This is a genomic window from Xanthomonas sp. NCPPB 1062 (genome assembly GCF_041481705.2).
Classification (GTDB): domain Bacteria; phylum Pseudomonadota; class Gammaproteobacteria; order Xanthomonadales; family Xanthomonadaceae; genus Xanthomonas; species Xanthomonas euvesicatoria.
This window is the reverse complement of sequence record NZ_CM192987.1, coordinates 1889131-1915116: the sequence shown is the minus strand read 5'-3', so window position 1 is coordinate 1915116 and position 25986 is coordinate 1889131. Positions and strand designations below refer to the sequence as shown.

Annotated in this window: 21 protein-coding genes and 1 other RNA gene; 7 read left to right on the top strand and 15 right to left on the bottom strand. The window is 65.2% G+C overall.

Annotated elements, in window-relative coordinates:
• Window positions 1–3 precede the first annotated feature (3 nt).
• From eno to ACCQ16_RS08410, 5 genes are all read right to left on the bottom strand, one after another.
• On the bottom strand, window positions 4–1296 hold the full coding sequence (gene eno, locus ACCQ16_RS08430) for a phosphopyruvate hydratase (RefSeq protein ID WP_071118464.1): 1293 nt from the start codon (window positions 1294–1296) through the stop codon (window positions 4–6).
• A 124-nt stretch (window positions 1297–1420) separates the two neighbouring features.
• Window positions 1421–1663 (bottom strand): hypothetical protein, encoded by a 243-nt coding sequence (locus ACCQ16_RS08425; RefSeq protein ID WP_041470058.1) that lies wholly within the window; start codon window positions 1661–1663, stop codon window positions 1421–1423.
• Between the two features lie 116 nt (window positions 1664–1779).
• Window positions 1780–2610 (bottom strand): 3-deoxy-8-phosphooctulonate synthase, encoded by an 831-nt coding sequence (kdsA, locus tag ACCQ16_RS08420; RefSeq protein ID WP_003481823.1) that lies wholly within the window; start codon window positions 2608–2610, stop codon window positions 1780–1782.
• 223 nt (window positions 2611–2833) lie between these two features.
• Complete coding sequence (pyrG, locus tag ACCQ16_RS08415) at window positions 2834–4498, bottom strand: CTP synthase (RefSeq protein WP_008571227.1); 1665 nt, start codon at window positions 4496–4498, stop codon at window positions 2834–2836.
• Window positions 4499–4811: 313 nt separating this feature from the next.
• Window positions 4812–5054 carry a hypothetical protein gene (locus tag ACCQ16_RS08410; protein WP_008571226.1) on the bottom strand — a complete coding sequence of 81 codons (243 nt, stop codon included), beginning with the start codon at window positions 5052–5054 and terminating at the stop codon, window positions 4812–4814.
• A 164-nt stretch (window positions 5055–5218) separates the two neighbouring features.
• On the opposite strand from ACCQ16_RS08410, the gene parE reads away from it, so the two are divergent.
• Both parE and ACCQ16_RS08400 read left to right on the top strand, forming a co-directional pair.
• Entirely contained in the window at window positions 5219–7108 is a 1890-nt protein-coding gene (parE, locus tag ACCQ16_RS08405) for a DNA topoisomerase IV subunit B (RefSeq protein WP_003481816.1), read from the top strand.
• A 381-nt stretch (window positions 7109–7489) separates the two neighbouring features.
• Window positions 7490–8995: a S10 family peptidase gene (locus ACCQ16_RS08400; protein ID WP_014089971.1), complete on the top strand. Its 1506-nt coding sequence runs from the start codon at window positions 7490–7492 to the stop codon at window positions 8993–8995.
• Between the two features lie 193 nt (window positions 8996–9188).
• On the opposite strand, the gene ACCQ16_RS08395 is transcribed toward ACCQ16_RS08400, so the two are convergent.
• From ACCQ16_RS08395 to ACCQ16_RS08385, 3 genes are all read right to left on the bottom strand, one after another.
• A complete protein-coding gene (locus tag ACCQ16_RS08395; RefSeq protein ID WP_008571224.1) occupies window positions 9189–9950 on the bottom strand; it encodes a YdcF family protein in 762 nt (253 codons plus the stop codon).
• 106 nt (window positions 9951–10056) lie between these two features.
• Window positions 10057–11184 carry an inorganic phosphate transporter gene (locus ACCQ16_RS08390; protein WP_008571223.1) on the bottom strand — a complete coding sequence of 376 codons (1128 nt, stop codon included), beginning with the start codon at window positions 11182–11184 and terminating at the stop codon, window positions 10057–10059.
• Window positions 11185–11193: 9 nt separating this feature from the next.
• Complete coding sequence (locus ACCQ16_RS08385) at window positions 11194–11820, bottom strand: DUF47 domain-containing protein (RefSeq protein ID WP_008571222.1); 627 nt, start codon at window positions 11818–11820, stop codon at window positions 11194–11196.
• Between the two features lie 272 nt (window positions 11821–12092).
• Between ACCQ16_RS08385 and ACCQ16_RS08380 the strand changes: the two genes are divergently transcribed.
• A complete protein-coding gene (locus tag ACCQ16_RS08380; RefSeq protein WP_008571220.1) occupies window positions 12093–13433 on the top strand; it encodes a hemolysin family protein in 1341 nt (446 codons plus the stop codon).
• Window positions 13417–14085, top strand: coding sequence for an exopolysaccharide biosynthesis protein (locus tag ACCQ16_RS08375; RefSeq protein WP_014089969.1), 669 nt, complete (start codon window positions 13417–13419; stop codon window positions 14083–14085). The genes ACCQ16_RS08380 and ACCQ16_RS08375 overlap by 17 nt, the downstream gene beginning before the upstream one ends.
• A gap of 34 nt (window positions 14086–14119) precedes the next feature.
• Here ACCQ16_RS08375 and ACCQ16_RS08370 read toward each other — a convergent pair whose 3' ends face one another.
• Complete coding sequence (locus tag ACCQ16_RS08370) at window positions 14120–14620, bottom strand: pyridoxamine 5'-phosphate oxidase family protein (protein ID WP_218532933.1); 501 nt, start codon at window positions 14618–14620, stop codon at window positions 14120–14122.
• A gap of 60 nt (window positions 14621–14680) precedes the next feature.
• Window positions 14681–15682, bottom strand: coding sequence for an LLM class flavin-dependent oxidoreductase (locus ACCQ16_RS08365; protein WP_008574989.1), 1002 nt, complete (start codon window positions 15680–15682; stop codon window positions 14681–14683).
• A 347-nt stretch (window positions 15683–16029) separates the two neighbouring features.
• Between ACCQ16_RS08365 and ACCQ16_RS08360 the strand changes: the two genes are divergently transcribed.
• Window positions 16030–17445, top strand: a complete 1416-nt coding sequence (locus ACCQ16_RS08360) for an MFS transporter (RefSeq protein ID WP_014089966.1) — start codon at window positions 16030–16032, stop codon at window positions 17443–17445.
• A 160-nt stretch (window positions 17446–17605) separates the two neighbouring features.
• On the opposite strand, the gene ACCQ16_RS08355 is transcribed toward ACCQ16_RS08360, so the two are convergent.
• Both ACCQ16_RS08355 and ACCQ16_RS08350 read right to left on the bottom strand, forming a co-directional pair.
• Entirely contained in the window at window positions 17606–19327 is a 1722-nt protein-coding gene (locus tag ACCQ16_RS08355; RefSeq protein ID WP_372380349.1) for an ATP-binding cassette domain-containing protein, read from the bottom strand.
• A gap of 93 nt (window positions 19328–19420) precedes the next feature.
• The gene (locus tag ACCQ16_RS08350) at window positions 19421–20479 is read right to left on the bottom strand and encodes a phosphoenolpyruvate carboxykinase (ATP) (RefSeq protein ID WP_029819201.1); all 1059 of its coding nucleotides are present in this window, start codon (window positions 20477–20479) and stop codon (window positions 19421–19423) included.
• A gap of 131 nt (window positions 20480–20610) precedes the next feature.
• Here ACCQ16_RS08350 and ACCQ16_RS08345 point away from each other — a divergent pair, with 131 nt between their 5' ends.
• On the top strand, window positions 20611–22164 hold the full coding sequence (locus ACCQ16_RS08345) for a B12-binding domain-containing radical SAM protein (RefSeq protein WP_031422260.1): 1554 nt from the start codon (window positions 20611–20613) through the stop codon (window positions 22162–22164).
• 55 nt (window positions 22165–22219) lie between these two features.
• A complete protein-coding gene (locus ACCQ16_RS08340) occupies window positions 22220–23434 on the top strand; it encodes a nucleotidyltransferase family protein (protein WP_031422259.1) in 1215 nt (404 codons plus the stop codon).
• A gap of 15 nt (window positions 23435–23449) precedes the next feature.
• On the opposite strand, the gene ACCQ16_RS08335 is transcribed toward ACCQ16_RS08340, so the two are convergent.
• The 3 genes from ACCQ16_RS08335 to ACCQ16_RS08325 form a co-directional block, all read right to left on the bottom strand.
• Window positions 23450–23526, bottom strand: a non-coding RNA gene (locus tag ACCQ16_RS08335) — sX9 sRNA.
• A 131-nt stretch (window positions 23527–23657) separates the two neighbouring features.
• Window positions 23658–24779, bottom strand: a complete 1122-nt coding sequence (locus tag ACCQ16_RS08330) for a glycosyltransferase family 4 protein (protein ID WP_008574982.1) — start codon at window positions 24777–24779, stop codon at window positions 23658–23660.
• Window positions 24776–25906, bottom strand: a complete 1131-nt coding sequence (locus ACCQ16_RS08325; RefSeq protein WP_065627630.1) for a glycosyltransferase family 4 protein — start codon at window positions 25904–25906, stop codon at window positions 24776–24778. The genes ACCQ16_RS08330 and ACCQ16_RS08325 overlap by 4 nt, the downstream gene beginning before the upstream one ends.
• Window positions 25907–25986 lie beyond the last annotated feature (80 nt).

Sequence of the window (25986 nt, the reverse complement as noted above, 5' to 3'; positions counted from 1 at the left end):
GGCTTATCGCTTGAGCGACACGAACGCGTCGCGACCGGCGTAGCGCGCGCCGGAGCCCAGCGCCTGCTCGATGCGCAGCAACTGGTTGTACTTGGCCACGCGGTCGCTGCGGCACAGCGAGCCGGTCTTGATCTGGGTGGCGGTGGTGGCCACGGCAATGTCGGCGATGGTGGTGTCTTCTGTTTCGCCGGAACGGTGCGACACGATCGAGGCGTAGTTGGCCGCGTGCGCCATCGCGATGGCTTCCAGCGTTTCGGTCAGCGTGCCGATCTGGTTGACCTTGATCAGGATCGCGTTGGCGGTGCCCGAATCGATGCCCTGCTTGAAGATCTTCGGGTTGGTGACGAACAGATCGTCGCCCACCAACTGCACCTTCTTGCCGACGCGCTCGGTCAGCAGCTTCCAACCGGCCCAGTCGTCCTCGGCCAGGCCATCTTCGATGCTGATGATCGGGTACTGCGCCACCCAGTCGGCCAGGAAGTCGACGAACTGCTCGCTGGTCAGGCGCTTGTTCTCGCCGACCAGGTTGTACTTGCCGTTGTCGTAGAACTCGCTGGAGGCCACGTCCAGGCCCAGCAGGATGTCTTCGCCCGCGGTGTAGCCGGCCTTGCCGATCGCTTCGAGGATGGTGTCCAGCGCTTCGACGTTGCTGCGGAAGTCCGGCGCAAAGCCGCCTTCGTCGCCCACCGCCGTGCTCAGGCCATGGCCCTTGAGCACCGACTTGAGCGAATGGAAGATTTCCGTACCGGCGCGCAGCGCTTCGGAGAACGAGCTGCAACCGACCGGCAGCACCATGAACTCCTGGAAATCGACGTTGTTGTCGGCATGCGCGCCGCCGTTGATGATGTTCATCATCGGCACCGGCAGCGCCACGTCGGATTCGGTGATGGTGGACAGGTACTGCCACAACGGCTGCTTGCGCGAGGCGGCTACGGCATGCGCGGCGGCCAGCGAAACACCCAGCAGCGCGTTGGCGCCCAGGCGGCCCTTGTTCTCGGTGCCGTCCAGATCGATCAGGCGACGGTCCAGGCCCTGCTGGTCGGCCGCATCGAAGTTCTTTAGCGTCTCGGCGATGGTCCCGTTGACGTTGTCCACCGCGTGGCGCACGCCCTTGCCCAGGTAGCGGGTCTTGTCGCCATCACGCAGCTCCACCGCTTCCTTGGTACCGGTCGAGGCACCCGACGGCACGGCCGCGCGGCCGAACGAACCGTCGTCCAGCGTGACTTCGGCCTCCAGCGTGGGATTGCCGCGGGAGTCGAGGATTTCGCGGGCGAGGATCTTGGCGATAGTGGTCATAGGTCCGTTCGGTTACCAGTAAGGGGGGAAGTACACCGGAAACAAGCTGCCGGATTATCGCTGCACACCGGTCCATTGCCAAATCGCATGTCGCCGCTACACACAGCACGTCGCGGGCGGACCGCTACGCCATCAAGCCCAACAGCGACAAACCAGACAGCAGCAGCAAGACCAACAGCAGGATCAGCGCGGCGATCGCCGCACCAGGCTGGCGACTCAGCCGCAATGCAGCCGAGCCCGTGGCCAGGCTACTGACAACGGCCATGGTGGCCATGATCAGCGTGATGCGCATCGGCAGCTGCGTGGCTTGCATGGCATGGTCGCCATCGCCCGGCATGCCGATGCTGGCGGTAAACAGAACGGCCATGACCGCCATGCATGCCCACGCCGCGATCGACGCGGCCAGTGCCCACCAGCCCCAGGGCCACTGGCGCCACCGCCGCTCCCGGCGGCGCGCTGCAGCGGCCGCGCGCTGATCAGAACTCACGCAAAGCGCGCAAACCCGTGCTTCTTGGTGACGGTGTCCAGCTCCATCAGGGTTTCGAGCAGTTCTTCCATGCGATCCAGCGGCCACGCATTGGGACCATCGGACAGCGCCTTGGACGGATCCGGGTGGGTTTCGGCGAACAGGCCGGAAATCCCGACCGCCACCGCCGCGCGCGCCAGCACCGGCACGAACTCGCGCTGACCACCGGAGCTGCTGCCCTGCCCGCCCGGCAACTGCACCGAATGGGTGGCGTCGAACACCACCGGACAGCCGGTGTCGCGCATTACGCTCAGCGAGCGCATGTCGCTGACCAGGTTGTTGTAGCCGAACGAGGCGCCACGCTCGCAGACCATGATCTGCTCGTTGCCGGTGGATTTGGCCTTGTCCACCACCGGCTTCATGTCCCATGGCGCCAGGAACTGGCCCTTCTTGATGTTGACCGGCTTGCCGGCGGCGCAGACGTTCTTGATGAAGTCGGTCTGGCGCACCAAAAATGCCGGGGTCTGCAGCACGTCGACGACGGCCGCGACCTCGTTCATCGGGGTGTATTCGTGCACGTCGGTGAGCACCGGCACGCCGATCTGCTTCTTCACCGCATCCAGCACCTTCAAACCCTCTTCCAGGCCCGGGCCACGGAAGCTGGTGCCGGAGGTGCGATTGGCCTTGTCGAAACTCGACTTGAAGATGAAGTTGACGCCGAGCTTGCCGGTGATCTCCTTGAGCTTGCCGGCCACGTCGAGCTGCAGCTGCATCGATTCGATCACGCAGGGGCCGGCAATCAGGAACAGCGGCTGGTCGAGGCCGACTTCGAAGTCACACAGTTTCATCAGGTCACCTAAGTAATTAAGCCCCTCTCCCGTCGGGAGAGGGGTTGGGGTGAGGGTACGGGTTGCAAGCGCTTGTAAGGCCAGATGGTTTGCCATGGCTGGCGCGGGGCGACGCGTTCATCACAGCTGCCATCTTCCAGTGCGTCGCGGCGCCCCTCTCATCCGCCCCTAAGGGCCACCTTCTCCCCATGAAGGGGACCGAGGTCCCGATGGGAGAAGGAACTCACGCACGCGCTTCTTTGAGCAACTTGCCGCCAGCCTTCTTCTCGCGCGCCGCACGCACGAAGCCGATGAACAGCGGATGGCCGTCGCGCGGGGTGGACAGGAATTCCGGATGCGCCTGGCAGGCCAAAAACCACGGGTGCGTGTCGCGCGGCAACTCCACCACTTCCACCAGGGTGTCGTCCATCGACTTGCCGGAGATCACCAGGCCGGCGTCTTCCAACTGCGTGCGATAGCGGTTGTTGAACTCGTAACGGTGACGGTGCCGCTCGGCCACCACATCCTTGCCATAGACCTCGCGCGCCAGCGTACCGGGCTTCAGGCGCTGCTCCTGCAGGCCCAGACGCATGGTGCCGCCCAGGTCGGATTTTTCGTCGCGCTTTTCGACTTCACCGGTGGCGGTGCGCCATTCGGTGATCAGGCCGATCACCGGGTGCGGCGACTGGCGATCGTTCTCGGTGCTGTTGGCTGCATCCAGGTCGGCGACGTGGCGGGCATAGTCCACCACGGCCGCCTGCATGCCGTAGCAGATACCGAAATACGGCACCTTGTGCTCACGCGCGAACTTGGAGGTCTGCACCTTGCCTTCGAAACCGCGGTCGCCGAAACCGCCCGGCACCAGGATGCCGTCGATGTCCTGCAAGGCAGACATGTCGCTGCCCTCCAGATCCTGCGCTTCCAGCCACTTCAGGTTGACCTTGGTGCGCTGACGCAGGCCACCGTGACGCAGCGCTTCTGCCACCGACTTGTAGGCGTCCTGGTGATCGACGTACTTGCCGACCACGGCGATGTTGACCTCGTCCAGCGGATGCTTGACCGCATCCACCACCGCCGCCCATTCGGACAGGTCGGCCGCGGCGACCTTGTCGCGCAGCTTGAACTGCTCGATGACCAGTTCGTCCAGGCCTTGGCGCAGCAATTCCAGCGGCATGCCGTACAGCACGTCGATATCCGGGCAGCTGATCACCGCACGCTCGGAGACGTTGGTGAACAGCGCGATCTTGCGGCGCTCCGAATCCGGCACTGCCTGCTCGGACCGGCACAGCAGCACGTCCGGCTGGATGCCGATCGAGCGCAGTTCCTTGACCGAATGCTGGGTCGGCTTGGTCTTCAGCTCACCGGCCGCCGCGATGTACGGCACCAGCGTGAGATGCATGAACATGGCCTTTTCGGCGCCGCGCTCGGTGCGCACCTGGCGAATCGCTTCCAGGAACGGCAGCGATTCGATGTCGCCGACGGTACCGCCGATTTCGATCAACGCGACATCGAACCCGGCGGTGGCCTCGTCGATGCAGCGGCGGATCTCGTCGGTAATATGCGGAATCACCTGCACGGTGGCGCCCAGATAATCGCCACGACGCTCCTTGCGGATCACGTTCTCGTAGATGCGGCCGGTGGTCACCGAATTCTTGCGCGACAGGCGCGTGCGTACATAACGCTCGTAGTGACCCAGATCCAGGTCGGTTTCGGCACCGTCGTCGGTGACGTAGACCTCGCCATGCTGGAACGGGCTCATCGTGCCCGGGTCCACGTTGATGTACGGGTCCAGCTTCATCATCGTGACCTTCAGGCCACGCGCTTCAAGAATGGACGCAAGCGAAGCGGCGGCAATGCCCTTGCCTAGCGAGGACACTACGCCGCCGGTAACGAAAATCAGGGGGGTCATGGGGCTTGAAGCCTCCCGGAAAGCCATAGTTTAGCGGGTGACGGGCGAATGCCCAAGGGTTGCGTGACGACGAGGTCATCACACGTTGAAACAGTGCATGTCGCGCAGGCCTTAGCGGCTGGCAGACATGACGGGCACTGCCAGGCGATTGCGGGCTTTCTGCGGGGGCCGGCATGCATGCGCGTTACATGCCAGCCCCATGCACCGGCTACGCCAACAGGGCGAATGCTGCGTGGTCTTACACAGCTACCCCAAAAGCGAACGCCCCGGCAATGCCGGGGCGTCGGTAGCACCTGGCCGCTAGGCCGCGCGATCAGCGTGCAGGCTTTTCTTCTTCCTCTTCCTCGCGCGGGGCGCTGTCGGCCTTGGGCTTCTGCGCAGCGGCGGCAGCGCGGCGTTCGGCTTTGCGTTCGGCTTCGGTCTTGGCCTTCGCGTCATCGGCCTTTTGAGCCGCGGCGCCCTGTCCGGTCTGCTGCGGAGCGGCCTGGGCCATGGCGGGAAGCGCTGCGACTGCGGCCGCACCGAGGGTGAGCATCAGGATGTGCTTGAACTTCATGGCGTCCTCTTTGGCTTCGGTGACATCCTCAGGTGGGGACGTTTGATTGCGAAACCAACGCCAGGGTAGCCAATGCTGCCCGGCCCCCCACTGAACGCCGGTCGCGTGCAAAAAATCGGCTCAGCCCCCACACTTGCGCGTCGTTTCACGTGCCAACGAGATGCATGAACACCCGTTATAACGCCGCCGATATTGAAGTGCTGTCGGGCCTGGACCCGGTCAAACGCCGCCCCGGCATGTATACCGACACCGCGCGCCCGAACCATCTGGCGCAGGAAGTGATCGACAACTCTGTCGACGAGGCGCTGGCCGGCCACGCCAAGCAGGTCGAAGTCACGCTGTACAAGGACGGTAGCTGCGAAGTGTCCGACGACGGCCGCGGCATGCCGGTGGACATCCATCCGGAAGAGAAGATTCCGGGCGTGGAGCTGATCCTGACCCGGCTGCATGCCGGCGGCAAGTTCAGCAACCGCAACTACACCTTCTCCGGTGGCTTGCACGGTGTAGGCGTAAGCGTGGTCAACGCGCTGTCGACCAAGGTCGAACTGTTCATCAAGCGCGAAGGCAGCGAGCACCGCATGGAGTTTCGCGATGGCAACGCCGCGTCCAAGCTGGAAGTGGTGGGTACCGTCGGCAAGAAAAATACCGGCACGCGGCTGCGTTTCTGGGCCGACCCCAAGTATTTCGATACGCCCAAATTCAATGTGCGTGCGTTGCGGCACCTGCTGCGCGCCAAGGCGGTGCTGTGCCCCGGCCTGACCGTCAAATTGCACGACGAGGCAACCGGCGAGCAGGACAGCTGGTATTTCGAAAACGGCCTGCGCGATTACCTGAAGGGTGAGATGGCCGAGCACGAGCTGCTGCCGGCCGACCTGTTCGTCGGTAGCCTGAAAAAAGACACCGAAATCGTCGACTGGGCCGCGGCCTGGGTGCCGGAAGGCGAGCTGGTGCAGGAAAGCTACGTCAACCTGATCCCCACCGCGCAGCATGGCACCCACGTCAATGGCCTGCGTTCGGGCCTGACCGATGCGCTGCGCGAGTTCTGCGATTTCCGCAATCTGCTGCCGCGCGGCGTCAAGCTGGCACCGGAAGATGTCTGGGACCGGGTGACCTTCGTGCTCAGCCTGAAGATGACCGATCCGCAGTTTTCCGGTCAGACCAAGGAACGCCTGTCCTCGCGCCAGGCTGCCGGCTTCATCGAAGGTGCTGCGCACGATGCCTTCAGCCTGTATCTCAACCAGAACGTGGAGATCGGCGAGAAGATCGCGCAGATCGCCATCGATCGCGCCAGCGCACGGTTGAAGACCGAAAAGCAGATCGTCCGCAAGAAGGTCACCCAGGGCCCTGCCCTGCCCGGCAAGCTGGCCGATTGCATCAGCCAGGATCTGTCGCGTACCGAACTGTTCCTGGTCGAAGGCGATTCGGCCGGCGGCTCGGCCAAGCAGGCGCGCGACAAGGATTTCCAGGCCATCCTGCCGTTGCGCGGCAAGATCCTCAACACCTGGGAAGTGGCTTCCGGCAGCGTATTGGCCTCCGAGGAAGTGCATAACCTGGCGATCGCGATCGGTTGCGACCCGGGCAAGGACGACATCACCGGGCTGCGCTACGGCAAGGTGGTGATCCTGGCCGACGCCGACTCCGATGGCCTGCATATCGCCACGCTGCTGACGGCGCTGTTCCTGCAGCATTTCCCCGCGCTAGTGGCCGCCGGCCACGTGTTCGTGGCGATGCCGCCCTTGTTCCGTGTCGATGTGGGCAAGCAGGTGTTCTATGCGCTGGACGAAGAAGAAAAGACCACGCTGCTGGACAAGATCGCGCGCGAAAAGATGAAGGGCCAGATCAGCGTCACCCGCTTCAAGGGCCTGGGCGAAATGAATCCGCAGCAGCTGCGCGAATCCACCATCCACCCGGACACGCGTCGACTGGTGCAGCTGACCATCGACGACGGCGAGCAGACGCGTTCGTTGATGGACATGCTGCTGGCCAAAAAACGCGCAAGCGACCGCAAGCAGTGGCTGGAGACCAAGGGCGATCTGGCCTCGCTTGAAGTCTGAGTGCTGAAACCGATAGCCCCTCTCCCGTGGAGGCGAGAAGGCACGGCCTGCGCGTGCTAGCGGCGCGCGACTTTGAGCGCCCGCGCCGCAAGCGCGGGCGGGGCGCAGCGCGGCGTTTGGGTGCGGGCGTATGCACTTGCGAAGTGAGTAGCACGAGGCTTCGCCCGCACCCTCATTCCCCTTCGGAGCACCGTCCGCATCAGGCGGGACAATGTCTCGACGGGAGAAGGAAGCGCCTTGCATAGGCGCTCATTTCGGCGGGCCGCACACACCTGCCTTTGCGTACCACCTCGGTCCGCGCGACATCCATGCCTTCCTGCACATCCACCGGACTCTGCAGCAGCCTAGCATCGGCGCTTCCCTGCAACCACGTCGATGCCCATGCCCTTCTTTCTCCGTGCCGGCCTGCTGGCCTGCGTGCTGTTCAGCGGGACAGCGCTGGCCGAAGCGCCAGACAAAACCGATAAAAGCGATGCCAAACCCGATGCCGCTGCCGCTGCCGCCAAACAGGCGCCATTGCCGGCCGACGCCAGCGTGCGCCAGAGCACACGCGTGGCTGGCCGCAACCTGAGCTATACCGCCACGGTCGGCACGTTGCCGGTGCGCGATGCGCAAGGCAAGACCACGGGGGAAGTGGTATTCACCGCCTATACCGTCGATGGCAAGGACCGCCCGGTGACCTTCGCCTTGAACGGTGGGCCGGGCGCCGCATCGGTGTATCTCAACATGGGCGCGATCGGGCCGAAGATCGTCGGTTTCGGCGCCGAGGGCGACAGTGCGTCGGCACCGGCCACACTGCGCGACAACCCGGGCACGTGGCTGGACTTCACCGACCTGGTCTTCATCGACCCGGTGGGCACCGGCTTCAGCCGCGCGCTGATCGGCGACGACGATGCCAAGAAGCAGTTCTACAATCCGCAGGCGGATGTGGAATATCTCTCGCGGGTGATCTACGACTGGCTGCTCAAGAACCGCCGCCTGCAGGCGCGCAAGTATCTGGTCGGCGAAAGCTATGGCGGCTTCCGCGGCCCGCGCATTACCCATTACCTGCAGACGCAGCTAGGCGTGGCGATGAACGGCGTGGTGCTGGTGTCGCCGTATCTCAACCCGACCCTGGACGACAACGGCGATGTGTCGCCCCTGGCATGGATGCTGACGCTTCCCTCGATCGCCGCTGCGCACCTGGAGCGCCAGGGCCAGCTCAGCGACAGCGCGATGCGCCAGGTGATCGACTACACCCGCGGCGATTACGCGGTGGCGCTGATGAAAGGACGCACCGACCCGCAGGCCACCGAAGCGATGCTGCAGCAGGTCACCCGCATGACCGGGCTGGACCCGGCATATGTGCGGCGCTCCGGTGGACGCCTGGAAACCCAGGCCTATCTGCGCGAAGTGTTTCGTGACAAGGGCGAATTGGGCAGCCGTTACGATTCCAACGTGACCGCCTTCGACCCGTTTCCCAACGATGCCGAACAACGCGCCAACGACCCGCTGCTGGACAGCATCATTGCGCCCACCACCACCGCAATGGTGGACTTCGTCACCCGCGTGGTCGGCTGGAAGATCGATGCGCAGTATCGCGCGCTCAACTACGACGTGAACAAGCTCTGGGACTGGAACGACGAGCTTCGCAAAGGCGCAGTGACCCAGCTGCGTCAGTCGGTGGCGATCGATCCGAAGCTGCGCGTGTTGATCGCGCACGGCTGGAACGACCTCTCCTGCCCGTTCATGGGTTCGGTCCTGACGGTGGACCAGATGCCGGCCATGGGCAGCGACAGCAAACGCGTGCAGGTACGCGAATATCCCGGCGGCCACATGTTCTACAACCGCCCCGACAGCCAGGCCGCGTTCCGTGACGACGTCAAGGCGATGTACGAAACGCGCTGAGCGCAGCCAGCGCCGGCCGCACACGCGGCCGGCGACCAAGCCGTCGGGCAGCACCATCGTTTCCGAGTGCCGCGCATCTGCGTTGCCATCGTCAATCTGGAACTGGCAAGCACCGTCGCAAGTACATCAGCCAAGCAGATCTAGCAGCGCACCAGCTGTTACCAATCCCCAATCCCAAATCCCGGCTCCCCAATCACAACGCACCAGGCTCGCTAGCCTTCACGTTCCACCCCAACCACTGGTAGACCTGATAGCGCGCAATGCCCAGGTATTCGTGCAGGGCCACATCGGCCAGCGTGAAGTTGTAGCTCTGCGGCAGGATCGACCAGGTGGCGGTCAGCCAATCGGCGCGCACCGGTGTGGCATCGATGCCGAAATGGCGAAAATACAATTCGGCGCGACGCAGATGCGTGGCCGAGGACACCAGCGCAATGCGATCGGGCCGGTAGGCGCGCAGCAAGGGCTGGCTGAACTGCGCGTTCTGCCAGGTGTTCATGCTCGACGGCTCCATGATCAGATCTGCCCGCGGAATGCCCAGGCCCAGCAAGACACGCTGGTAGACCACCGCTTCGGACAGGCCCAGGCCGCGTGCATCGCCGCCGCTGATCTCGATCTTGCAATCGCCCCCGCTGTGCCGGCATTGCCAGTACAGCCGTGCCGATTCGACGATGCGGCCGTAGGCGAACAGATTGGCTTCGGCCACCGCATCGCGGCCTTCCGGGCGCACGGTGCCGGCACCCAGCAGCACGATGACGTTGCGCGCGCCCCACGCGTTGAAATCGTTGACCCCGGTGCGTTGCAGGTGTTGCAGCATCCAGGAGGGCAACGGACCGCAGCCCACCGCGAACACCAGCAGTAAGCTGGCCAGGCCCAGCACGCGGGAGAACCGCCGCAATCCGCGGCGGTCGATCAACCAGGCAAACCCGAACAACACGCACACCAGGGCAAGCATCATCGGGAAAGGGTCTCACTCATGGCATGCGGGCAACCTACCGCAAACAGGTCGATACGGCAACGGCGGCGCAGTCTGCCGACGGTGCGTGAGCGCACCGCGGCATCGCTCAGGTCCAGCCGAACAGCTCGAACAGCGTCAGGATCAGATACGCCACGCCGCCAGCGGCCGGGATGGTGAGAATCCAGGCCCAGACGATGCGCTCGATCACCCCCAGCCGCAGCGAACGCGGGTTCTTGGCAAAACCCACCCCCATGATGGCGGTGGAAATGCTGTGCGTGGTGGATACCGGCATGCCGAAATGCGCCGCCACGGTGAGCACCGTCGCCGAGCTGGTTTCTGCGGCAAAGCCGTGGATAGGATGCAGCTTGACCATCTTGTGGCCGAGCGTCTTGATGATCTTCCAGCCGCCCGACGCCGTCCCTGCGGCCATCACCACCGCGCAGGTCAGCACGATCCACATCGGGATACCGGCGCCGGCGGCAAGGCCGGTGCCCGGATGCAGGAACGACAACCAGCTCGGCAAATCGTCCAGCGCACCGGCCGACTGCGCGCCGATCAGGGTCATGGCGATGATGCCCATGGTCTTCTGCGCGTCGTTGTGGCCGTGCGCGTAGCCCATGTACGCGGCCGAGGCGATCTGCGCCTTGCCGAAGAACGCATTGACCCAGCGCGGGCGCGCCAGCCGCCCGATCGGGCCGCCGAGTTTGGACATGCCGGCGATGATCGCCCACAGCAGCACCATCACCACGATGCCGAGCACGAAACCGGCGATCGGCGAGGTGATCATCGGGACGAACACCTTCCACAACAGGCCCTTGTTCTTGGCCCAGTTGCCGATGTTTTCCGACCAGATCAGCGCGTCCCAGTTGTTGTGCGCCGCGGCCAGGCCGGCGCCGCACAAGCCACCGATCAAGGCATGCGAAGACGACGACGGCAGGCCCTTCCACCAGGTGATCAGGTTCCAGATGATGCCGCCCAGCAGGGCGCACAGGATCACCTGCGGAGTGACGTCGACCACGTTGGTGTTGAGCAGGCCGGAAGCAATCGTCAGCGCCACGGCGGTGCCGGTCAGCGCGCCGATCAGGTTCATGCCGGCGGCCAGCATCACCGCCCAACCGGGCGAGAGCACCTTGGTGGCGACCACGGTGGCGATGGAGTTGGCGGTGTCGTGGAAGCCGTTGATGAACTCGAACACCAACGCGGCCAGGATCACCACCAGAACTAAGGTAAGCACGCGGCGACCTCAGCTGTTCTTCAGCACGATCTGGTAGACCACCACACCGGCCTCGCGGCAGCGGTCGATGGCCTTTTCCAGAATCTCGAAGAACTCCTTGAGCAGGAACATCTGCAACGTGTCCAGCCGGCCGGAATAGATGTCGCGATACAGCTCCAGCATCAGCCGGTCGGCTTCGTTTTCGAGCATGCGCAGCTTGTCGTTGAGCGCGGTCATGCGGTCGATGTTCATGTGCGGCAGGTCGGCCACCATCTCCACCACCACCGCGGCGGCCTGCTCCAGCATCGCGGCGCGCGGAGCGAAGTCGATGTGTTCCAGGTGCTTGGTCGCCAGCGAGTAGCGGTCGGCGAATTTCTCGACCTGCTTGGGAATCTTGTACAACGCCGAGCCCAACGCCTCGATGTCTTCGCGTTCGATCGGGGTCATGAAGCTATCCACCAGCGCCTGGCCGATCTTGTCGGAGGCGGCGCGTTCGCGCAGGCGGGCCAGCTTGAAGGCGTCCAGCGCCGGTTGGCGGTCGGACTCGCGCATCATGGCGTGCAACGCCCTGGTGCTGTCGTAGGCGGCCTGCGCCGCTTCGTTCAGAAGCGCATAGAACTGCTTGCCGGAACCGAAGATGGTCTGCAACGAGAACATGGGTGGACAACTTCCTGCCGTCGAGGGAGAGACGGCGCCAGACGCGAATTATGACCGTTCCATGACCTCTCTGGGTATCTCGCGCCGGGAGCGGCCTTCACATCGACATTTCCCGGCTCGAACCACCCTGTGGTTTGCTACCATGCCCCCGCGCCTTCGGGCGCACCCTATGGAAGACGACCCTATCCCCCCGTGTTGCCGCCCGGCCTGTGCGCCCGCCGGTAGCCCCAGTGCTCCCCCGCCCTCCCCTTCACTAACCGGGGAAGACGCCCGTGGTTGAGTTTTTGATCGTCATCGCCCTGATCGTGCTGAACGGCTTCTTCGCCATGTCGGAGATGTCGTTGATGACCTCGCGCAAGAGCCGCCTGAAGCAGATGGCCGGCTCCAGCAAGCGCGCCGCGCGGGCCCTGGCCCTGGCCGAAAGCCCCGAAAACTTCCTGTCCACGGTTCAGATCGGCATCACCCTGATCGGCATCCTGACCGGCGTGTTCGGCGGCGAGGCGATCGGCGAAGCCATCGCCAGCTGGCTGCAGGGTGTGTTCCCGGCCTTGGCGGGCACGTTCGAACTGGTCGGCAAGCCGCGCCCGTATTCGGTGGTGATCGGCAGCACCCTGGCGGTGGCGCTGATCACGTTCCTGACGCTGATCTTCGGCGAGCTGGTGCCCAAGCGGCTGGCGCTGCGCAATTCCGAAGACATCGCAGGCGTTGTCGCGGTGCCGATGGCCTGGCTGGCCAAGATCGCCGCGCCCGGGGTGTGGGTGCTGGCGCGCTCCACCCGCCTGGTCCTGCGCATGCTGGGCATGGGCAAGGACGAGTCGGCCTCGGTGACCGAAGAAGAGATCCGCATGCTGGTGGCCGAAAGCCACGAGGCCGGGGTGATCGACGCGCACGAGCGCGACATGATGAATCGCGTGATGCGGCTGGGCGATCGTACCGCCGACAGCCTGATGACCCCGCGCAACCGCATCGCCTGGCTGGACGCCAACGCCGAGCCGGAACGCAATCTGCAGGTCATGCGCGAGCACGAATTTTCGCGCTACCCGGTGTACCGCGGCAGCGACCAGGACATTGCTGGGGTGCTGGAAGTCAAATCGCTGGTCACGCGCATGGACGGCCACGGCGCGCACCTGTTCCAGGCGCTGCGCGACACCTTGTTCGTGTCCGAATCCACGCACGCGATGAAGCTGCTGGAAATCTTTCGCGAAGAACAGCAGTCGATGGCGCTGGTGGTGGACGAATACGGCGAAATCCGCGGATTGGTGACCATCAGCGACCTGATGGGCGCAGTGGTCGGCCGCCTGCAGGCGGTGGAAAATACCGACGAGGACGCGCTGGTGGTCACGCGCGCGGACGGCTCGCTGTTGATCGACGGTTCGCTGCCGGTGGAAGAATTGCGCGAAGTACTCGGTGCCGAACTGCCCGACGCCGACGAGGGCGATTACCACACGCTTGCGGGCTTGTGCATTTACTATTTCGGGCGCATTCCGCAGGCCGGCGAGTTCTTCGATTGGGCCGGCTGGCGCATCGAGATCGTCGACCTGGACGGTGCGCGCGTGGACAAGTTGCTGCTGAGCCGGGTGGGCGACGAGGACAGCGATGACATCGTCGGGTGACGGCGGTGCGCCGCACGATGATGCCAGCGAGCAGATGCGCTACCGCAACGAAGGCATCCGCAGCCTGCTGGCAGCCTTCAGCGAAGGTGATCCGGACCAGGTGTTGCGCGTTCGAGAGATCTTGGCCGACCTGCAGCAAAGCGCCTTCGGCGTGTTTCTGTTTCTTGCGATCCTGCCCTCGTTCATTCCGATTCCCGGCGTTGCCGGTGGCATCAGTGGACCGTTGACCATCCTGATCGGGCTGCAGATGATGTGCTGCCTGCGCAAGCCGTGGGTACCGCGCTTCATCGGCGAACGCGGGCCGCGCCGTCGGACCAGCCAGCGCTTCGTGGCCAAACTGGGACCGACGCTGCAACGCCTGGATCGCCTGCTCAAACCGCGGTTGCATGGCATGCTGGACCGGATGCCGGCGCAGCTCCTCACCGGCTTGCTCCTGGTGCTGGTCGGCATCCTGCTGACGCTGCCGATCCCCTTCACCAACTACATCTTCGGCCTGATCCTGCTGCTGTTCGCGCTGGCCCTGCTCGAGCGCGACGGTGCGCTGATGCTGGTGGGCTGGGCAGCTGCGCTGATCTCGGTGGCCGTGTTCGGGGTCACCTCCGACCAGCTGGTGGATCTGATTCGCGATTGGTGGCCGGACGCCTGGCGCTGAGCGCAGCGCGTCCGGCGCGTCGCTTGCGACGCAGTTATTTCAGATCGACCACGCGGTTGTCCGACAGGCTGCCGGTATCGTCGGTGACCGCCGTCATCACGAAATACAGCGCCTTGCCGAGCAGCCCGCTGGGGCCGTCCCAGTATTCGGCCGATTCGGCGCGCACATGGATCAAGCGCAGGTTCGGGTCGTCCTTGCCGCCGGGGAAGAACACCTTCATTGCCGGCGACCACAGCTCTTCGATCTTGGCGCGGTCGTGGACCACGCGTGCGGTGCCGGCTACCGAGACATACGTGTTCTTCGAGGCCGACGCATAGGCCACGTTGACGCGCGGATCAGCGGCGATTTCCGCCACTTTCGGGCTGTCGGCGGCGGTGGCGAACCACAGGTCGCCATCGAACTCGACTTCCTGCGTGCCCAGCGGGCGGCTCACCAGTTTGCCGTCGGCCGAGACGGTGGTGAACATCGCGATGTCCACCCCGCGGATCAATTCGGCCAACTGTTTGATGCTCTCGCTGCGTTGCTGAAATTGCATGCTGGTCTTCCCAATGGATGTGCACGCATCACAGCCGATCGCCGCGCAAAGCGACGTGAATCACGCCAAGGTCACGTCCAGCTCGCGGCACGCGGCCGCGGCAATTTCGAAGGAACGCAGACGCGCGGCGTGGTCGTAGATGTTGGCGGTGAACAACAGCTCGTCGGGCGTGTGACGCTCGATGAACTCTGCCACGCCGCGCGCAATCTGCTCGGCATCGCCGAGTACCGTGCAGGCCAGTGCACGCTCCACCCCGGCACGTTCATGCGGCTGCCAGAAGCTGTCGATATCGTCGATGGGCGGCGGGATCTTGCCCGGCTTGCCGCGGCGCAGATTGACGAAGCTCTGCTGCTGAGTGGTGAACAGACGGCGTGCCTGCGCCTGCGTCTCGGCCGCCACCACATTCAGGGCCAGCATCACGTGTGGCTTGGCCAGCTGTGCGGACGGGCGGAATTCGCGGCGATAGATCGCCACCGCGTCGTCCATCGCGTCGGGGGCGAAATGCGAGGCGAACGCGAACGACAACCCCATCGCGGCGGCAAGGCGTGCGCTGAACAGACTCGACCCCAGCAGCCACACCGGCACCTCCAGCCCGGCGCCGGGCACGGCCTGCACCAGCTGCCCCGGCACCGCCGGCGCGAAATAGCGCATCAGTTCGGCCACGTCCTGCGGAAAGTGATCGGCGCTGTCGAAATAGCGGCGCAAGGCGCGTGCGGTGGGCTGATCGGTGCCCGGCGCACGGCCCAGGCCCAGGTCGATACGCTGCGGATACAACGAGGCCAGCGTGCCGAATTGTTCGGCCACCTGCAGCGGCGCGTGGTTGGGCAACATGATGCCGCCGGCACCCACGCGGATGGTCTTGGTGCCGCCGGCGACGTGACCGATCAGCACGGCAGTGGCGGCGCTGGCGATGCCTGGCATGTTGTGGTGTTCGGCCAGCCAGTAGCGCTGATAGCCCCAACGCTCGGCGTGCTGGGCCAGATCGAGCATGTTCGCGAAAGCGTGGGTGGTGTCGCTGCCTTCGCAGACCGGCGCCAGATCGAGCACGGAAATGGGGGTCATCGAATGACTCCGAAAAGAGTGATATGCCAGAGATGGGGCTGGCCCGGCGGCATTGCCAGCGGCCTGTTGGTGCCGTGAGGGATTACAGCATTCCAGCAGTCGGACAACGCATGAGGTGCACGTGCTTGGTTCCACTCGCGACAGCGGCGTTGTTGAGCTTGCTGCTGACAAGGGCGGTGCGGGCGCGATTGTGAGGAAGAGTGCTGTTGCCTGGTCGGCTGCGCGCACCTTGGATGCCCAGTGCCCTCTTGCCACAGACGAACGCATTGACCGTGCGACGAAGTGTGCCCGCTGCGCCATCTGGACGCTGGCTATGATGAGACCGCCCTACCTGCGCCTGCCTGCCCATGTCTCCGAGTGTTTTAGCGCCCCCCGAACAGCCCTCGCCTTCCGCGCAGATCGCCGCCCGGATCGACCGGTTGCCCGCCAGCGCCACGCTGTGGCGGCTGGTGGGGTTGCTGGCGCTGGGCGGGTTCTTCGAGTTGTATGACCTGTTCCAGACCGCCTACATCAGCCCCGGGCTGATTGGCGACGGCATTTTTGCCAGCGGCGCCGATGGCGCGTTCGGCATGTCCGACCAAGCGGCATTCGCGGCGGCCACCTTCCTTGGGTTGTTTGTCGGTGCCGCGCTATTGAGCCCGTTTGCCGACCGGTTCGGGCGTCGCCCGGTGTTTACCTTCGCCTTGATCTGGTACACCGCTGCGACCGTGGCGATGGGTCTGCAGAGCACTGCCAGCGGTGTGATCGTGCTGCGCTGTGTGGTCGGCATCGGGTTGGGAATCGAACTGGTCACCATCGATACGTATCTGTCCGAACTGGTACCGCGGCACATGCGCAGCGCGGCGTTCGCATTTGCCTTTTTCGTGCAATTTCTGGCGGTTCCGACGGTCGCGCTGACCGCGTGGATGTTGGTACCGTCTGCGCCGCTGGGCGTGAGCGGCTGGCGTTGGGTGGTGTTGCTCAGCGGTGCGTTTGCGCTGGCGATCTGGTGGCTGCGCAGCCGCTTGCCGGAATCGGCGCGCTGGCTGGCCGCACACGGCCGGCACGCAGAAGCCGATGCAGTGGTGACCGAACTGGAAGCGCGCTGCACGCGCGATGTGGGTGCGCCACTGCCCGCGCCGCAGGCGGCCACACCCGCGCCGGCCGGTGTAATGCCCAGCGCACTGCTGTGGCGTGCGCCGTATCGCGGGCGCATCGGGATGTTGGTGGTCTTCCATGTGTTTCAGGCGATCGGCTTCTTCGGTTTCGGCAACTGGTTGCCTGCGCTGATCTCGGCGCAGGGCACCGGGGCCGGGGTGACCAAAAGCCTGGCGTACTCGTTTGCGATCTCGTTGGCCTACCCGCTGGCGCCATTGCTGTTGCTGCGTTTTGCACAGCGCTGGGAAAACAAATGGCAGATCACCGCATCGGCGCTGGGCGCTGTTCTGTTCGGTGGGCTGTTCGCGTTGCAGCATCAGGCAGTCGGCATGGTGCTGTGCGGGGCGATGGTCGCGTTCTGCAACGCCTGGATGAGCTTTGCCTATCACGGCTATCAGGCGGAGCTGTTCCCGACCGGCTTGCGTGCACGTGCAGTGGGCTTCTGCTATTCCTTCAGTCGCCTCTCCACGGCGGTGAGCAGCGTGCTGATCGGCTGGTTGCTGACGCAGGTTGGCAGCCACGGGGTGCTGGCCTTCATCGCGCTCAGCATGTCGATCGTGGCGAGCGTGATTGCCGCGTTCGGGCCGCGCACGCGCAATCGGGCGCTGGAAGAGATTGCGGGATAAAACGGCTGGCCCAGTGACCAGGCGCACCTGGCGTGCGCAGCCGGTGCGCCGCGTGACCGACCCATCCGGTGCCTGCGTGTCTTCGACTCGAGCCCGATGATTGCGCGCTATGTACTGTCAGCGACTTGCAGAGCCACCGACCCGCCAGCGTGTGACCGGCCTAGCGCACATCGTACGGCGTGGCAATTTCCGGCGAACTGATATGCACCCGCCGAACAGGCGCACCATCCAAGTTCACCGTGCGATCGGCCACGGCGGCCAAGCTGGTGCGATGCGAAACCACCACCAGCACGGTATCCGGCAAACGCGCGCGCAAGGTGCTCAGCACCTGATGTTCGGCATCGGCGTCCAGCGCGCTGGTTGCTTCGTCCAACACGGCCAGGGTCGGCCGACGCAGCAGCACCTGCGCCAGCAACAGGCGTTGCGATTCGCCGCCCGAGAGGCGCCCGTCCTGTGCATTGATCGGCGTGTCCAGACCTTGCGCATCGCGCTGCAGCCGCGAACATAGGCCCACATCGGCCAGCACCTCCCACATGCGTGCGTCGGACGCTGCGGGCAGCACCCACTGCAGGCAGTCGCGCACCGTGCGCTGCCACGGCCGCACGCCCTGGCCGATGTAGGCGCTGTGTCGCACCAGATGTCGATATGCCGAGAATGTCAGCCGTCGTCCGCCCATGTGCGCCACGAACTGCGCCGGCGGCGTCTGCCCGGAGAGCACATCCATCAGACTGCTCTTGCCCACGCCGGAGGCACCGACCACCAGGGTCATCTGACCTGGTACCAGCAATATCGATTCGATCGCGCATTGGGGCAGTGGCGGCGCCAGCCCGATGTGTTCGATATGCAGCGCAGCCGTGAGTGGTTCGGCCATTTGCTCCGGAACGTGTACCCGCGCAGCGCCCAGGTCGACATAGCGGCGCCACAGCTGCAGCGCCGGCCACGCCGAACGCAACTGCTGAAGGCTCTGCCGCGTGGTGACCAGGTACGGCAGCAGACGGCCGAGCAATAGACTGACGGTGATCAGCGCAGCACGCTCGCCCCCCTGCCAGCGATTGGCCAGCATCAGGATGCCGGCGATGGCGACCACCGCGGCAAGTTCCAGCAGCAGGCGGCTGCCGGCAACCAGTGCTTGCTGTTGCGCATACCCGTGCCCCAGTCGCGCCGAAATGCGCTCGTAATGGCGGGTTTCGAGGCCTTCGCGCTGAAACGAGCGTACGTGGCGCAAGCGACGCGGAAAATCTTCGCTGAGCCAGAACAGTTGCGTCATGTCGGCCACATACGCGCGGCTGATGCGTGCCTGTGCGCGACTGCTGGAGAAGCGCAGACCCAACCCTGCCAGCACCGCCAGCAGTGGGGTGGTGATCAACAGCACAGGTGCAATCAGCACCGCGATGCACACGCTCACCAGCGCAGTGATGGCCGCGACCAGCAGCTGCAGCACGGCGCCGAAGCCTTGCGTGGCGATCTCGATGTTGTACGTGAGCACGTTGGCGATTTCTGCTGAGCTGGCCCCGGACAGGGCCGGCAACGGCGCATCGATCAGTGCCGCATGCACGCGTGCGCGCAGAACGATGGCATAGCGGCTGGTCAACTGCGCGGCCAGTCGCGCGCTCTGCCAGCGCAACACGGCAAACAGCAGGCTCACCGCAATGAACAGGCACGCCTGCATCGCCAGCCCGCCCGGCAAGGCCAGGCGATAGCCCGCCAGTTGCACGCTGTGGCCTGGCTGCACCAGCGGCAGCAGGCACACCGCCACCACGCTGCCGGCCAACGCGGCAGCCAGCGACAACGCGACGTAAAGCGCAATCATCGGCATGTCTGCAGGCACCAGCGTGCTCGCGAACTGTTGCAATGCAACGCGCATGCGCCGGATGGCGGTCATCGCCAGCGGCTCATTCGTGCGCAACATGCAGGCGCCAGTGCGCGATGCGGGTCTGCGGACCGGTGGCGTTCCAGGAGGCTTGCATACGGCCACTCATTGCAACAGCTGCAGCAGCGCATCCACCGATGCCTGCGGATGCGTGCCACGGTGCAAGGTGAACATGCCGATGCGCCGCACCTGTTCGACGAAGCGCTGCCAGCCGGGCTGACCGGCGGCGTACGGTTGATCATGGGCCAGGCAGGCGGCGACTTGCTCGCCAGGCACCGCGACCAGGCGCTGTGCCGATGCGATGGCCGGCGACCTGGACACCATCACGACCGCATGCAACCGCATCGGCTTGGGCGCGAGATGCGCGTGGCGATGGCGAAGATCGACCTCGAATTTTTCCACGCCGCTGCGACGCCGGATCACCGGCGATGCGCTGATCCATGCGCGCGTGGGCGCGTCGACCAGACCCAGCGCTTCGGCACGCAGATGCAGGAAATTGGCCACACCGGTGGTGAGCAGGCTATCGGGCGCCACAAAGACACCGTCTTCGGCGACAAAGTCCAGGCCATGCAACAGGCTGTGCAAGGCCAAGGTCGATTTACCCGCACCGCTGGCGCCAAGCAGCAACACGCTGCGTCCGCGTCGACCTACACAAGCGCCATGCAGCGGCACCAGCCCAATGCCACGCGCAGCCAGCAGGAATACGGCGAATTCGATCAGTTCGTAACGCACGTGATACGCGCGGGCAAGCATGTCCTCGGACACCACCAGCATCGCGCGGCGCTGTGGCACCGAGAGCATCAGGTAATTGCACGCATCCACGACGCCGCACAGCAGGCCGCCGCTGGCGTGCGTGCGCACAGGCGGCGGCTCGGCATCGGTGCGTCCCGGCGCACGCGGCAGCAGGTCCAATGTGACATGAAATTCCGGAGCGCCCGGCAGCCGATGCGCGGGCAAACCCGCGTAGGCGGCATCGACCAGCGCCAGCAGTGCTTGGCTATCGCTGTGGAAATGAAACAGCGCGCCGAGAATCTGCCGGCGCACGCCCAAGCGCCGCGGGCGATGCTCGCCGAACGGATCTGCCGCTACTGCGGCCCCTGCTGCGATGGCGGCTGAGCCATCGTTCAGCGGCGTGTGTTGCGCCCATGCAGCCGACTGCGGCATGCCTTCATCCGATGCACTGAATCAGCCGATGGGTGCCGCTTTCCTACAGAAAGGTTGCCTCGCCGCAGCCTTGCCCGCATGCAACGCGACGCAACCAAAGCGGCCTGCATCCGCACCTACTGCCGAGCCGAATGCCGGTGTCTGCGCACGCCGCTGCTGCGCCCGCCTGGCGAGAGAACGAGAGCCTTGTGCCGATGGTAAAGATCCAGGTCAGTCATTCGTATTTCCTGCGTTACGACCCCAAGCAATGGGAGCGCGGCAAGCCGTATCCGCCATTGGCGACGTTGCAGATCGCAGCGCTGCTGCGCGAGCGTGGGCATGCAGTGAGCCTGTTCGATGCAATGCTGGCCAACGATGTGGAGGACTACACCGCCGCACTGCGCGCTGCGCAGCCGGATCTGGTTGTTTTCTACGAAGACAACTTCAACTTCCTCACCAAGATGTGCCTGAGCCGGATGCGCGAGGCCGCCTGCCGCATGATCGCGCAGGCCCGTGCCGCCGGCTGCCGCGTGCTGGTGGCCGGCTCGGATGCGTCCGACAACCCGGATGCGTTCCTGGCCGCAGGCGCGCATGCGGTGTTGATCGGCGAAGGCATCGCCCCGTTGATCTCGTTGCTGGAGCGCATCGAAGCGAAGCCGGATATCACCACCGACCACTGGCTGGAGGGAGTTGCGCAGATCGCCACCAGCCAGCCTGCGGCAGTGCGCGTGCATCCCGGCGCGCAACCACCGGACGCACGGCTGAGCGGCCTGCCGGCATGGGACCTGGTGGATATGCCGCGCTACCGGCGCTTCTGGCAACAACGGCATGGCCATTTCAGCTTGAACATGGCCGCCTCGCGCGGTTGCCCGTTCCGTTGCAACTGGTGCGCCAAGCCGATCTGGGGCAATCACTACAAGCGGCGCGGCGCCGAAGAGGTGGCCGCAGAGATGATCCACCTCAAACGCACCTTTCGGCCGGACCATATCTGGATGGCCGACGACATCTTCGGCTTCCATATCGATTGGGTGGAGACCTTTGCGCAGCAATTGAGCGATGCCGACGGCGCGGTTCCCTTCACCATCCAGACCCGTGCCGACCTTGCCAGCGAACGCATGGCCGCAGCGCTGGCGCGCGCCGGCTGCGTGGAGGCCTGGCTCGGTGCGGAAAGCGGCAGCCAGCGCATTCTCGACAAGATGACCAAGGGCACCCAGGTCGGCGAGGTCATCGCCGCACGTGAGCGCCTGGGCACGCAGGGCATCCGCGTGGGCTTCTTCATCCAGCTGGGCTATCTGGGCGAGGAACTCGACGACATCCTGGCCACGCGCGCATTGGTGACGCAGGCCAATCCGGACATCATCGGAGTCAGCGTGTCGTATCCCCTGCCCGGCACCAAGTTCTACGAAGAAGTAAAGAATCAGCTGGGCAGCAAGACGCACTGGCAGGATAGCGACGACCTGGCGATGATGTTCCGTGGCGCGTACGACTCCGAGTTCTATCGCAGCGTCCGCGATCTGCTGCACAGGCAGGTCGATCTGCAACAGGCGCGTGCCACGATCACGGCCGATGCGTTCGCGCAGGCGTCGGAGCAACTGGAAGCACGCTGGTCTGCCTTGATCGCCAGTGAGGCCCGGCACCGCAGCGAGCCGATGCCCCCCAGTGCTGCGCGTCAGCCACGCCACCTGAGCACCGTCCTGGTGGGCTAGCGCGCGATCGTTTCCACACTTTTCTATCGACACCTTGCCTGACCGGACCACGCGCATGCAGCCTTCCCTTCGCACCATCAAGCACCGCCTGCACACGGCGACCGAACGGCTGGCTCTGGAGCTGGCCCAGCCAGGCGATGCACTGCCGCAATGGGACCGGCTGCAGTGGCAGCTGGCGGCAGCGGCAGCGGCCGCGCACGGCGTTTCGCCGCTGTTGCAGCGCCGCTCGTTGTGGCAGGACGCCGAATGGAATGCCTTCCTGAGCGAACAGCGCAGCCATGTCGAAGACCGCCATCGGCGCATCGCGCTGCTGCTGACTCGTATCGATGCCGCTGCCCGCAGCGTGGGCGTCGCGCTGGTGGGATTGAAAGGAACCGCCTTGCATCGACTGGGTGTGTATCTGCCTGGCGACCGCCCGATGGCCGATATCGATCTGCTGGTGGAACCCGACGACGCGCCTGCAGCGGCGGCGTTGTTGTGCGAACTGGGCTACGTCGCTTCCTTCGAGCAGTGGAAGCACCAGGTATTCAAGCCGCAGCACGGCGAGGCAGTGGCCGGGCTGGGCGAACACCGCGATGCGCCGATCAATATCGAGCTGCACACGCGCATCCAGGAACGTTTGCCGGTGAGCAGCGTGGAGATCACTGCCCGAATCCGGCCGGAGCGGCCGCAACCGGGCTTGAATCCCTATCCATCGATCGGCGCATTGATGTGTCACTTGCTGCTGCATGCTGCAGGCGGCATCTGCCACCGCACCATTCGCCTGATGCATCTGCATGATCTTGCCTTGCTGGCAACGCGCATGGGCCCGCGCGATTGGGAGCAGTTGTGGGAAGACAGCGCCATGCCACCGTGGTGGGCGTTGCCGCCACTGCTGTTGCTGCAGCGCTATTACCGCGCCGTGGTGCCGGCCGCGGTGATGGCGCGCCTGCATGCTGACTGTCCTGCGCTGCTGCGCATGCGAGCAGCCCGGCAAACGCTCACTGCCGCATCGTGCTCGAACCTGTGGCTATCGGCGCTGCCTGGCATCGAATGGTCGCGCTCGTTGGGCGAAGCGCGGCAGTATCTGCACAGCCGTGTGGTGCCTTCGGCAGAAAGCCGCAAGGAGCGCGCGGACATGCTGCAGACCCAGTTATGGCTGCAGGATCAGCCGTGGGTGCGCCAAACCCAGGCGCGCCGCCTGGTGACGCGCCTGACCAGACCGGTGCCGCGCACGGACATGTTGTACGTGGTGCGTGCGGCGCTGGATGGCTATCTGCAGCCGGCGTGAGGCTGCGCTAAGCGCGGCAACAAAAACGTAGCGAGCAGCGGTCAGGTGGGCGCGGAAGGCGCGCTCAGAACCGCAGCGTACGCGTGGCACATGCCGATTCCGAGCACCGGTGGCACCCGCGTGGCGGCTGCACAGTCGTTTTGTCAGCTGCTAAGGAGTTTTCCTCGCTCAAGGCACGAGCGCACGAGATCACCGACGATAGCGCCCTGCCTTGCCGCGCACATCAACGCACTTCAGGCAGCGGCCGCTGCTCGCACAGCTGGCGATACAACTGCTCGAACAGGCGCGTGGTCAATGCAGCATCTTCGCGGACGGCGCGGCACTGCGCCGCCCAGGCAAGGCGCAAGCGCAGTTCGTCATCGCCGAGCACCTGGCGGATGGCCTCTGCCATTCCGGCCCAGTCGCCCGGCGGCACCGCCAATGCGCACACAGGGGCCCACTCGACCAGATGCCCCACCGCAGTTCCCACCGTAGGAACCCCTGCAACGGCAGCTTCCAGCAGCACCAGCGGCCCGGCTTCGTGCAGCGAGGACAGCACCAGCAGATCGGCCGACAGCATGATCGGGCGCAACTCGCGCTGGGTCTTGAAGCCGAGAAAACGCACCTGTTGCTGCAAGCCGAGCTGCTGCACCAGGCGCTGCATGGCACCGCCCAATGTGTCGACGCCCACTATGTCCAGGGTGAAGGCAACGCCGGCGCGCTTGAGTGCGGCCATTGCCTGCAACAAGGTGGCCTGATCCTTGACCGGATTGAGGCTTGCCACATGCAGCAGGCGCGCGGTCGGCCCGGTACGGGCGCGCGGCGCTGCCGGCGGCCAGGCGCGCAGATCCACGCCCAGCGGTACGCGTTGCGCAGCAATGCCCAGTGCCTGCAGCGAAGCGATGATGGGCGCGCTGGCAGCCGTTACCTGGTCGGCAAGCCGCAGGATCACCGCCTCGCGCAGACGCCCTCGCCATCTGCGGCGGCCGCCGTAATCGATGCGATGCAAGGCCACCAACTCGCCGCCGGCGATATGCACCATGCTGGGACGGCGTAGCAGCTTGGCGGCAGTGACCGCGATCAAGCTGCAATAGCCGGAAAAAATCGCCTGAATCACAGCGAACGGTTCGCGCCGGTGCTCGTCGCAGATGGCGGCAATTGCGCGCAGCCGCGTCCGACGCGCGCCGATGTTGTGCACCGTGGCACCGCGCAGGCGCCAGATGCCCGGCTGCGGCTCTTGATGCAGCACGAACACGTGCACGTCATGGTTGCGTGCCAGCCACTCGATCAAGGTCAGGAACACCGGGATCACGCGGACTTCCCCGCTCCGATCCACACCACCTGGCACCACCAAGGCCAGCTTCATGCGGTGCGCTCCGGCGTGGTCGCGCGCAAGTGCGTATAAGCCTGCGCCCAGCGCCGGCCCACTGCGGCAAACGACAGGCGCGCGTCGAAATGGGCACGCACCTGTGCGCGCGAGGGGCGTTGCCGACTGACGCGCAGCAACAGTTCCGACAATGCCGATGCATCGCCGACCGGCCACAACTCGCCCATTGCGCCGTCATCGCTGAGCGCACGAAACGACGCAATGGCCGTCAGCAGCGGCAGGCAACCGCAGGCATAGGCTTCCAGTGCGGCATAACCGCAACTTTCTGCATGGCTGGCAGAAACAAACAAATCCGCCGCACGCAGCAGCTCCTGCACGTGTGCGTGCTCGACCTTGCCGAGCAAGTGGACGCATCTGGCCAGCTGTGGGTCGGCGCGCAGGCGCTGCTGCACCTGCGCCATCAGTGGCGCCTGGTCGAACACGCACCACAACCGCAGACCGGGCAACGCACGCGCAGCCAGGGCCACTGCATCGAGCACACAGAGCGGGTCCTTGGCTGGACTGAAATGGCCGATCCACACCACACAAGGGTCACCGTGCACCCGCGTCTGCTCGCGTGCCTGCAATCGGTCGCCCGGGGTGAAGCGGCTGCTGGATTCGGGGATGGCATACAGCTGCGTGCTGCGGCGAAACAGGCGCGCACGCACGAACGGCCGCGCCAGCTCCAGCGAGGTGAACGCGATGCCGGCTGCGGCCGCGTAGCGTGCGCGCCACAGGCGCCTGGCCCACCAGCGTGGTGGCCGGTTGGCATGATCCTGCAGCAGAATCGGCAGCTGCGGCAGCAGGCGCGCCAGACGCCGCGCGTCGCCGGCGAATTCCAGACCATGTACATGCAGCACATCGGCATCGATCTCGTGCAGCAATGCGGCTAGCGTACCGGCGCGGACTGCGCTGCCACGCTGGTGCAGATCGACGAAGCGGTAATCCACGCCCTGGTGGCGCAACCTGGTGTTCAAGGCGGAGGCCTGGATCACCGACACCTGCACGCCAGCACTGGCGACAGCTTCGGCGATATCTGCCAACGTCGGCCATTGCGCGAACACCTGCTCCACGTTCAGGCCATCGGGCGTGGGAACCAGATTCAGCTGTGCGACGTGCAGGCTCATAGGGCCGGCAGCGCCTGGATGGCGATCGACGCAACGTCGCTGCTGCTTGCCGCTGCGACCGCAGCGTGCCGCTGACGGGC

Bases quoted from the DNA above. Each gene is read 5' to 3' on its own strand.
- ACCQ16_RS08340 (WP_031422259.1), top strand. From the start codon at position 22,220: ATGCAGCCTTCCCTTCGCACCATCAAGCACCGCCTGCACACGGCGACC.
- ACCQ16_RS08385 (WP_008571222.1), bottom strand. From the start codon at position 11,820: ATGTTCTCGTTGCAGACCATCTTCGGTTCCGGCAAGCAGTTCTATGCG.
- ACCQ16_RS08400 (WP_014089971.1), top strand. From the start codon at position 7,490: ATGCCCTTCTTTCTCCGTGCCGGCCTGCTGGCCTGCGTGCTGTTCAGC.
- ACCQ16_RS08365 (WP_008574989.1), bottom strand. From the start codon at position 15,682: ATGACCCCCATTTCCGTGCTCGATCTGGCGCCGGTCTGCGAAGGCAGC.
- ACCQ16_RS08355 (WP_372380349.1), bottom strand. From the start codon at position 19,327: ATGACCGCCATCCGGCGCATGCGCGTTGCATTGCAACAGTTCGCGAGC.
- ACCQ16_RS08375 (WP_014089969.1), top strand. From the start codon at position 13,417: ATGACATCGTCGGGTGACGGCGGTGCGCCGCACGATGATGCCAGCGAG.
- ACCQ16_RS08325 (WP_065627630.1), bottom strand. From the start codon at position 25,906: ATGAGCCTGCACGTCGCACAGCTGAATCTGGTTCCCACGCCCGATGGC.
- ACCQ16_RS08350 (WP_029819201.1), bottom strand. From the start codon at position 20,479: ATGCCGCAGTCGGCTGCATGGGCGCAACACACGCCGCTGAACGATGGC.
- ACCQ16_RS08360 (WP_014089966.1), top strand. From the start codon at position 16,030: ATGTCTCCGAGTGTTTTAGCGCCCCCCGAACAGCCCTCGCCTTCCGCG.
- ACCQ16_RS08330 (WP_008574982.1), bottom strand. From the start codon at position 24,779: ATGAAGCTGGCCTTGGTGGTGCCAGGTGGTGTGGATCGGAGCGGGGAA.
- parE (WP_003481816.1), top strand. From the start codon at position 5,219: ATGAACACCCGTTATAACGCCGCCGATATTGAAGTGCTGTCGGGCCTG.
- ACCQ16_RS08410 (WP_008571226.1), bottom strand. From the start codon at position 5,054: ATGAAGTTCAAGCACATCCTGATGCTCACCCTCGGTGCGGCCGCAGTC.
- eno (WP_071118464.1), bottom strand. From the start codon at position 1,296: ATGACCACTATCGCCAAGATCCTCGCCCGCGAAATCCTCGACTCCCGC.
- ACCQ16_RS08345 (WP_031422260.1), top strand. From the start codon at position 20,611: ATGCCGGTGTCTGCGCACGCCGCTGCTGCGCCCGCCTGGCGAGAGAAC.
- ACCQ16_RS08370 (WP_218532933.1), bottom strand. From the start codon at position 14,620: ATGCAATTTCAGCAACGCAGCGAGAGCATCAAACAGTTGGCCGAATTG.
- pyrG (WP_008571227.1), bottom strand. From the start codon at position 4,498: ATGACCCCCCTGATTTTCGTTACCGGCGGCGTAGTGTCCTCGCTAGGC.
- ACCQ16_RS08395 (WP_008571224.1), bottom strand. From the start codon at position 9,950: ATGATGCTTGCCCTGGTGTGCGTGTTGTTCGGGTTTGCCTGGTTGATC.
- kdsA (WP_003481823.1), bottom strand. From the start codon at position 2,610: ATGAAACTGTGTGACTTCGAAGTCGGCCTCGACCAGCCGCTGTTCCTG.
- ACCQ16_RS08425 (WP_041470058.1), bottom strand. From the start codon at position 1,663: ATGGCCGTTCTGTTTACCGCCAGCATCGGCATGCCGGGCGATGGCGAC.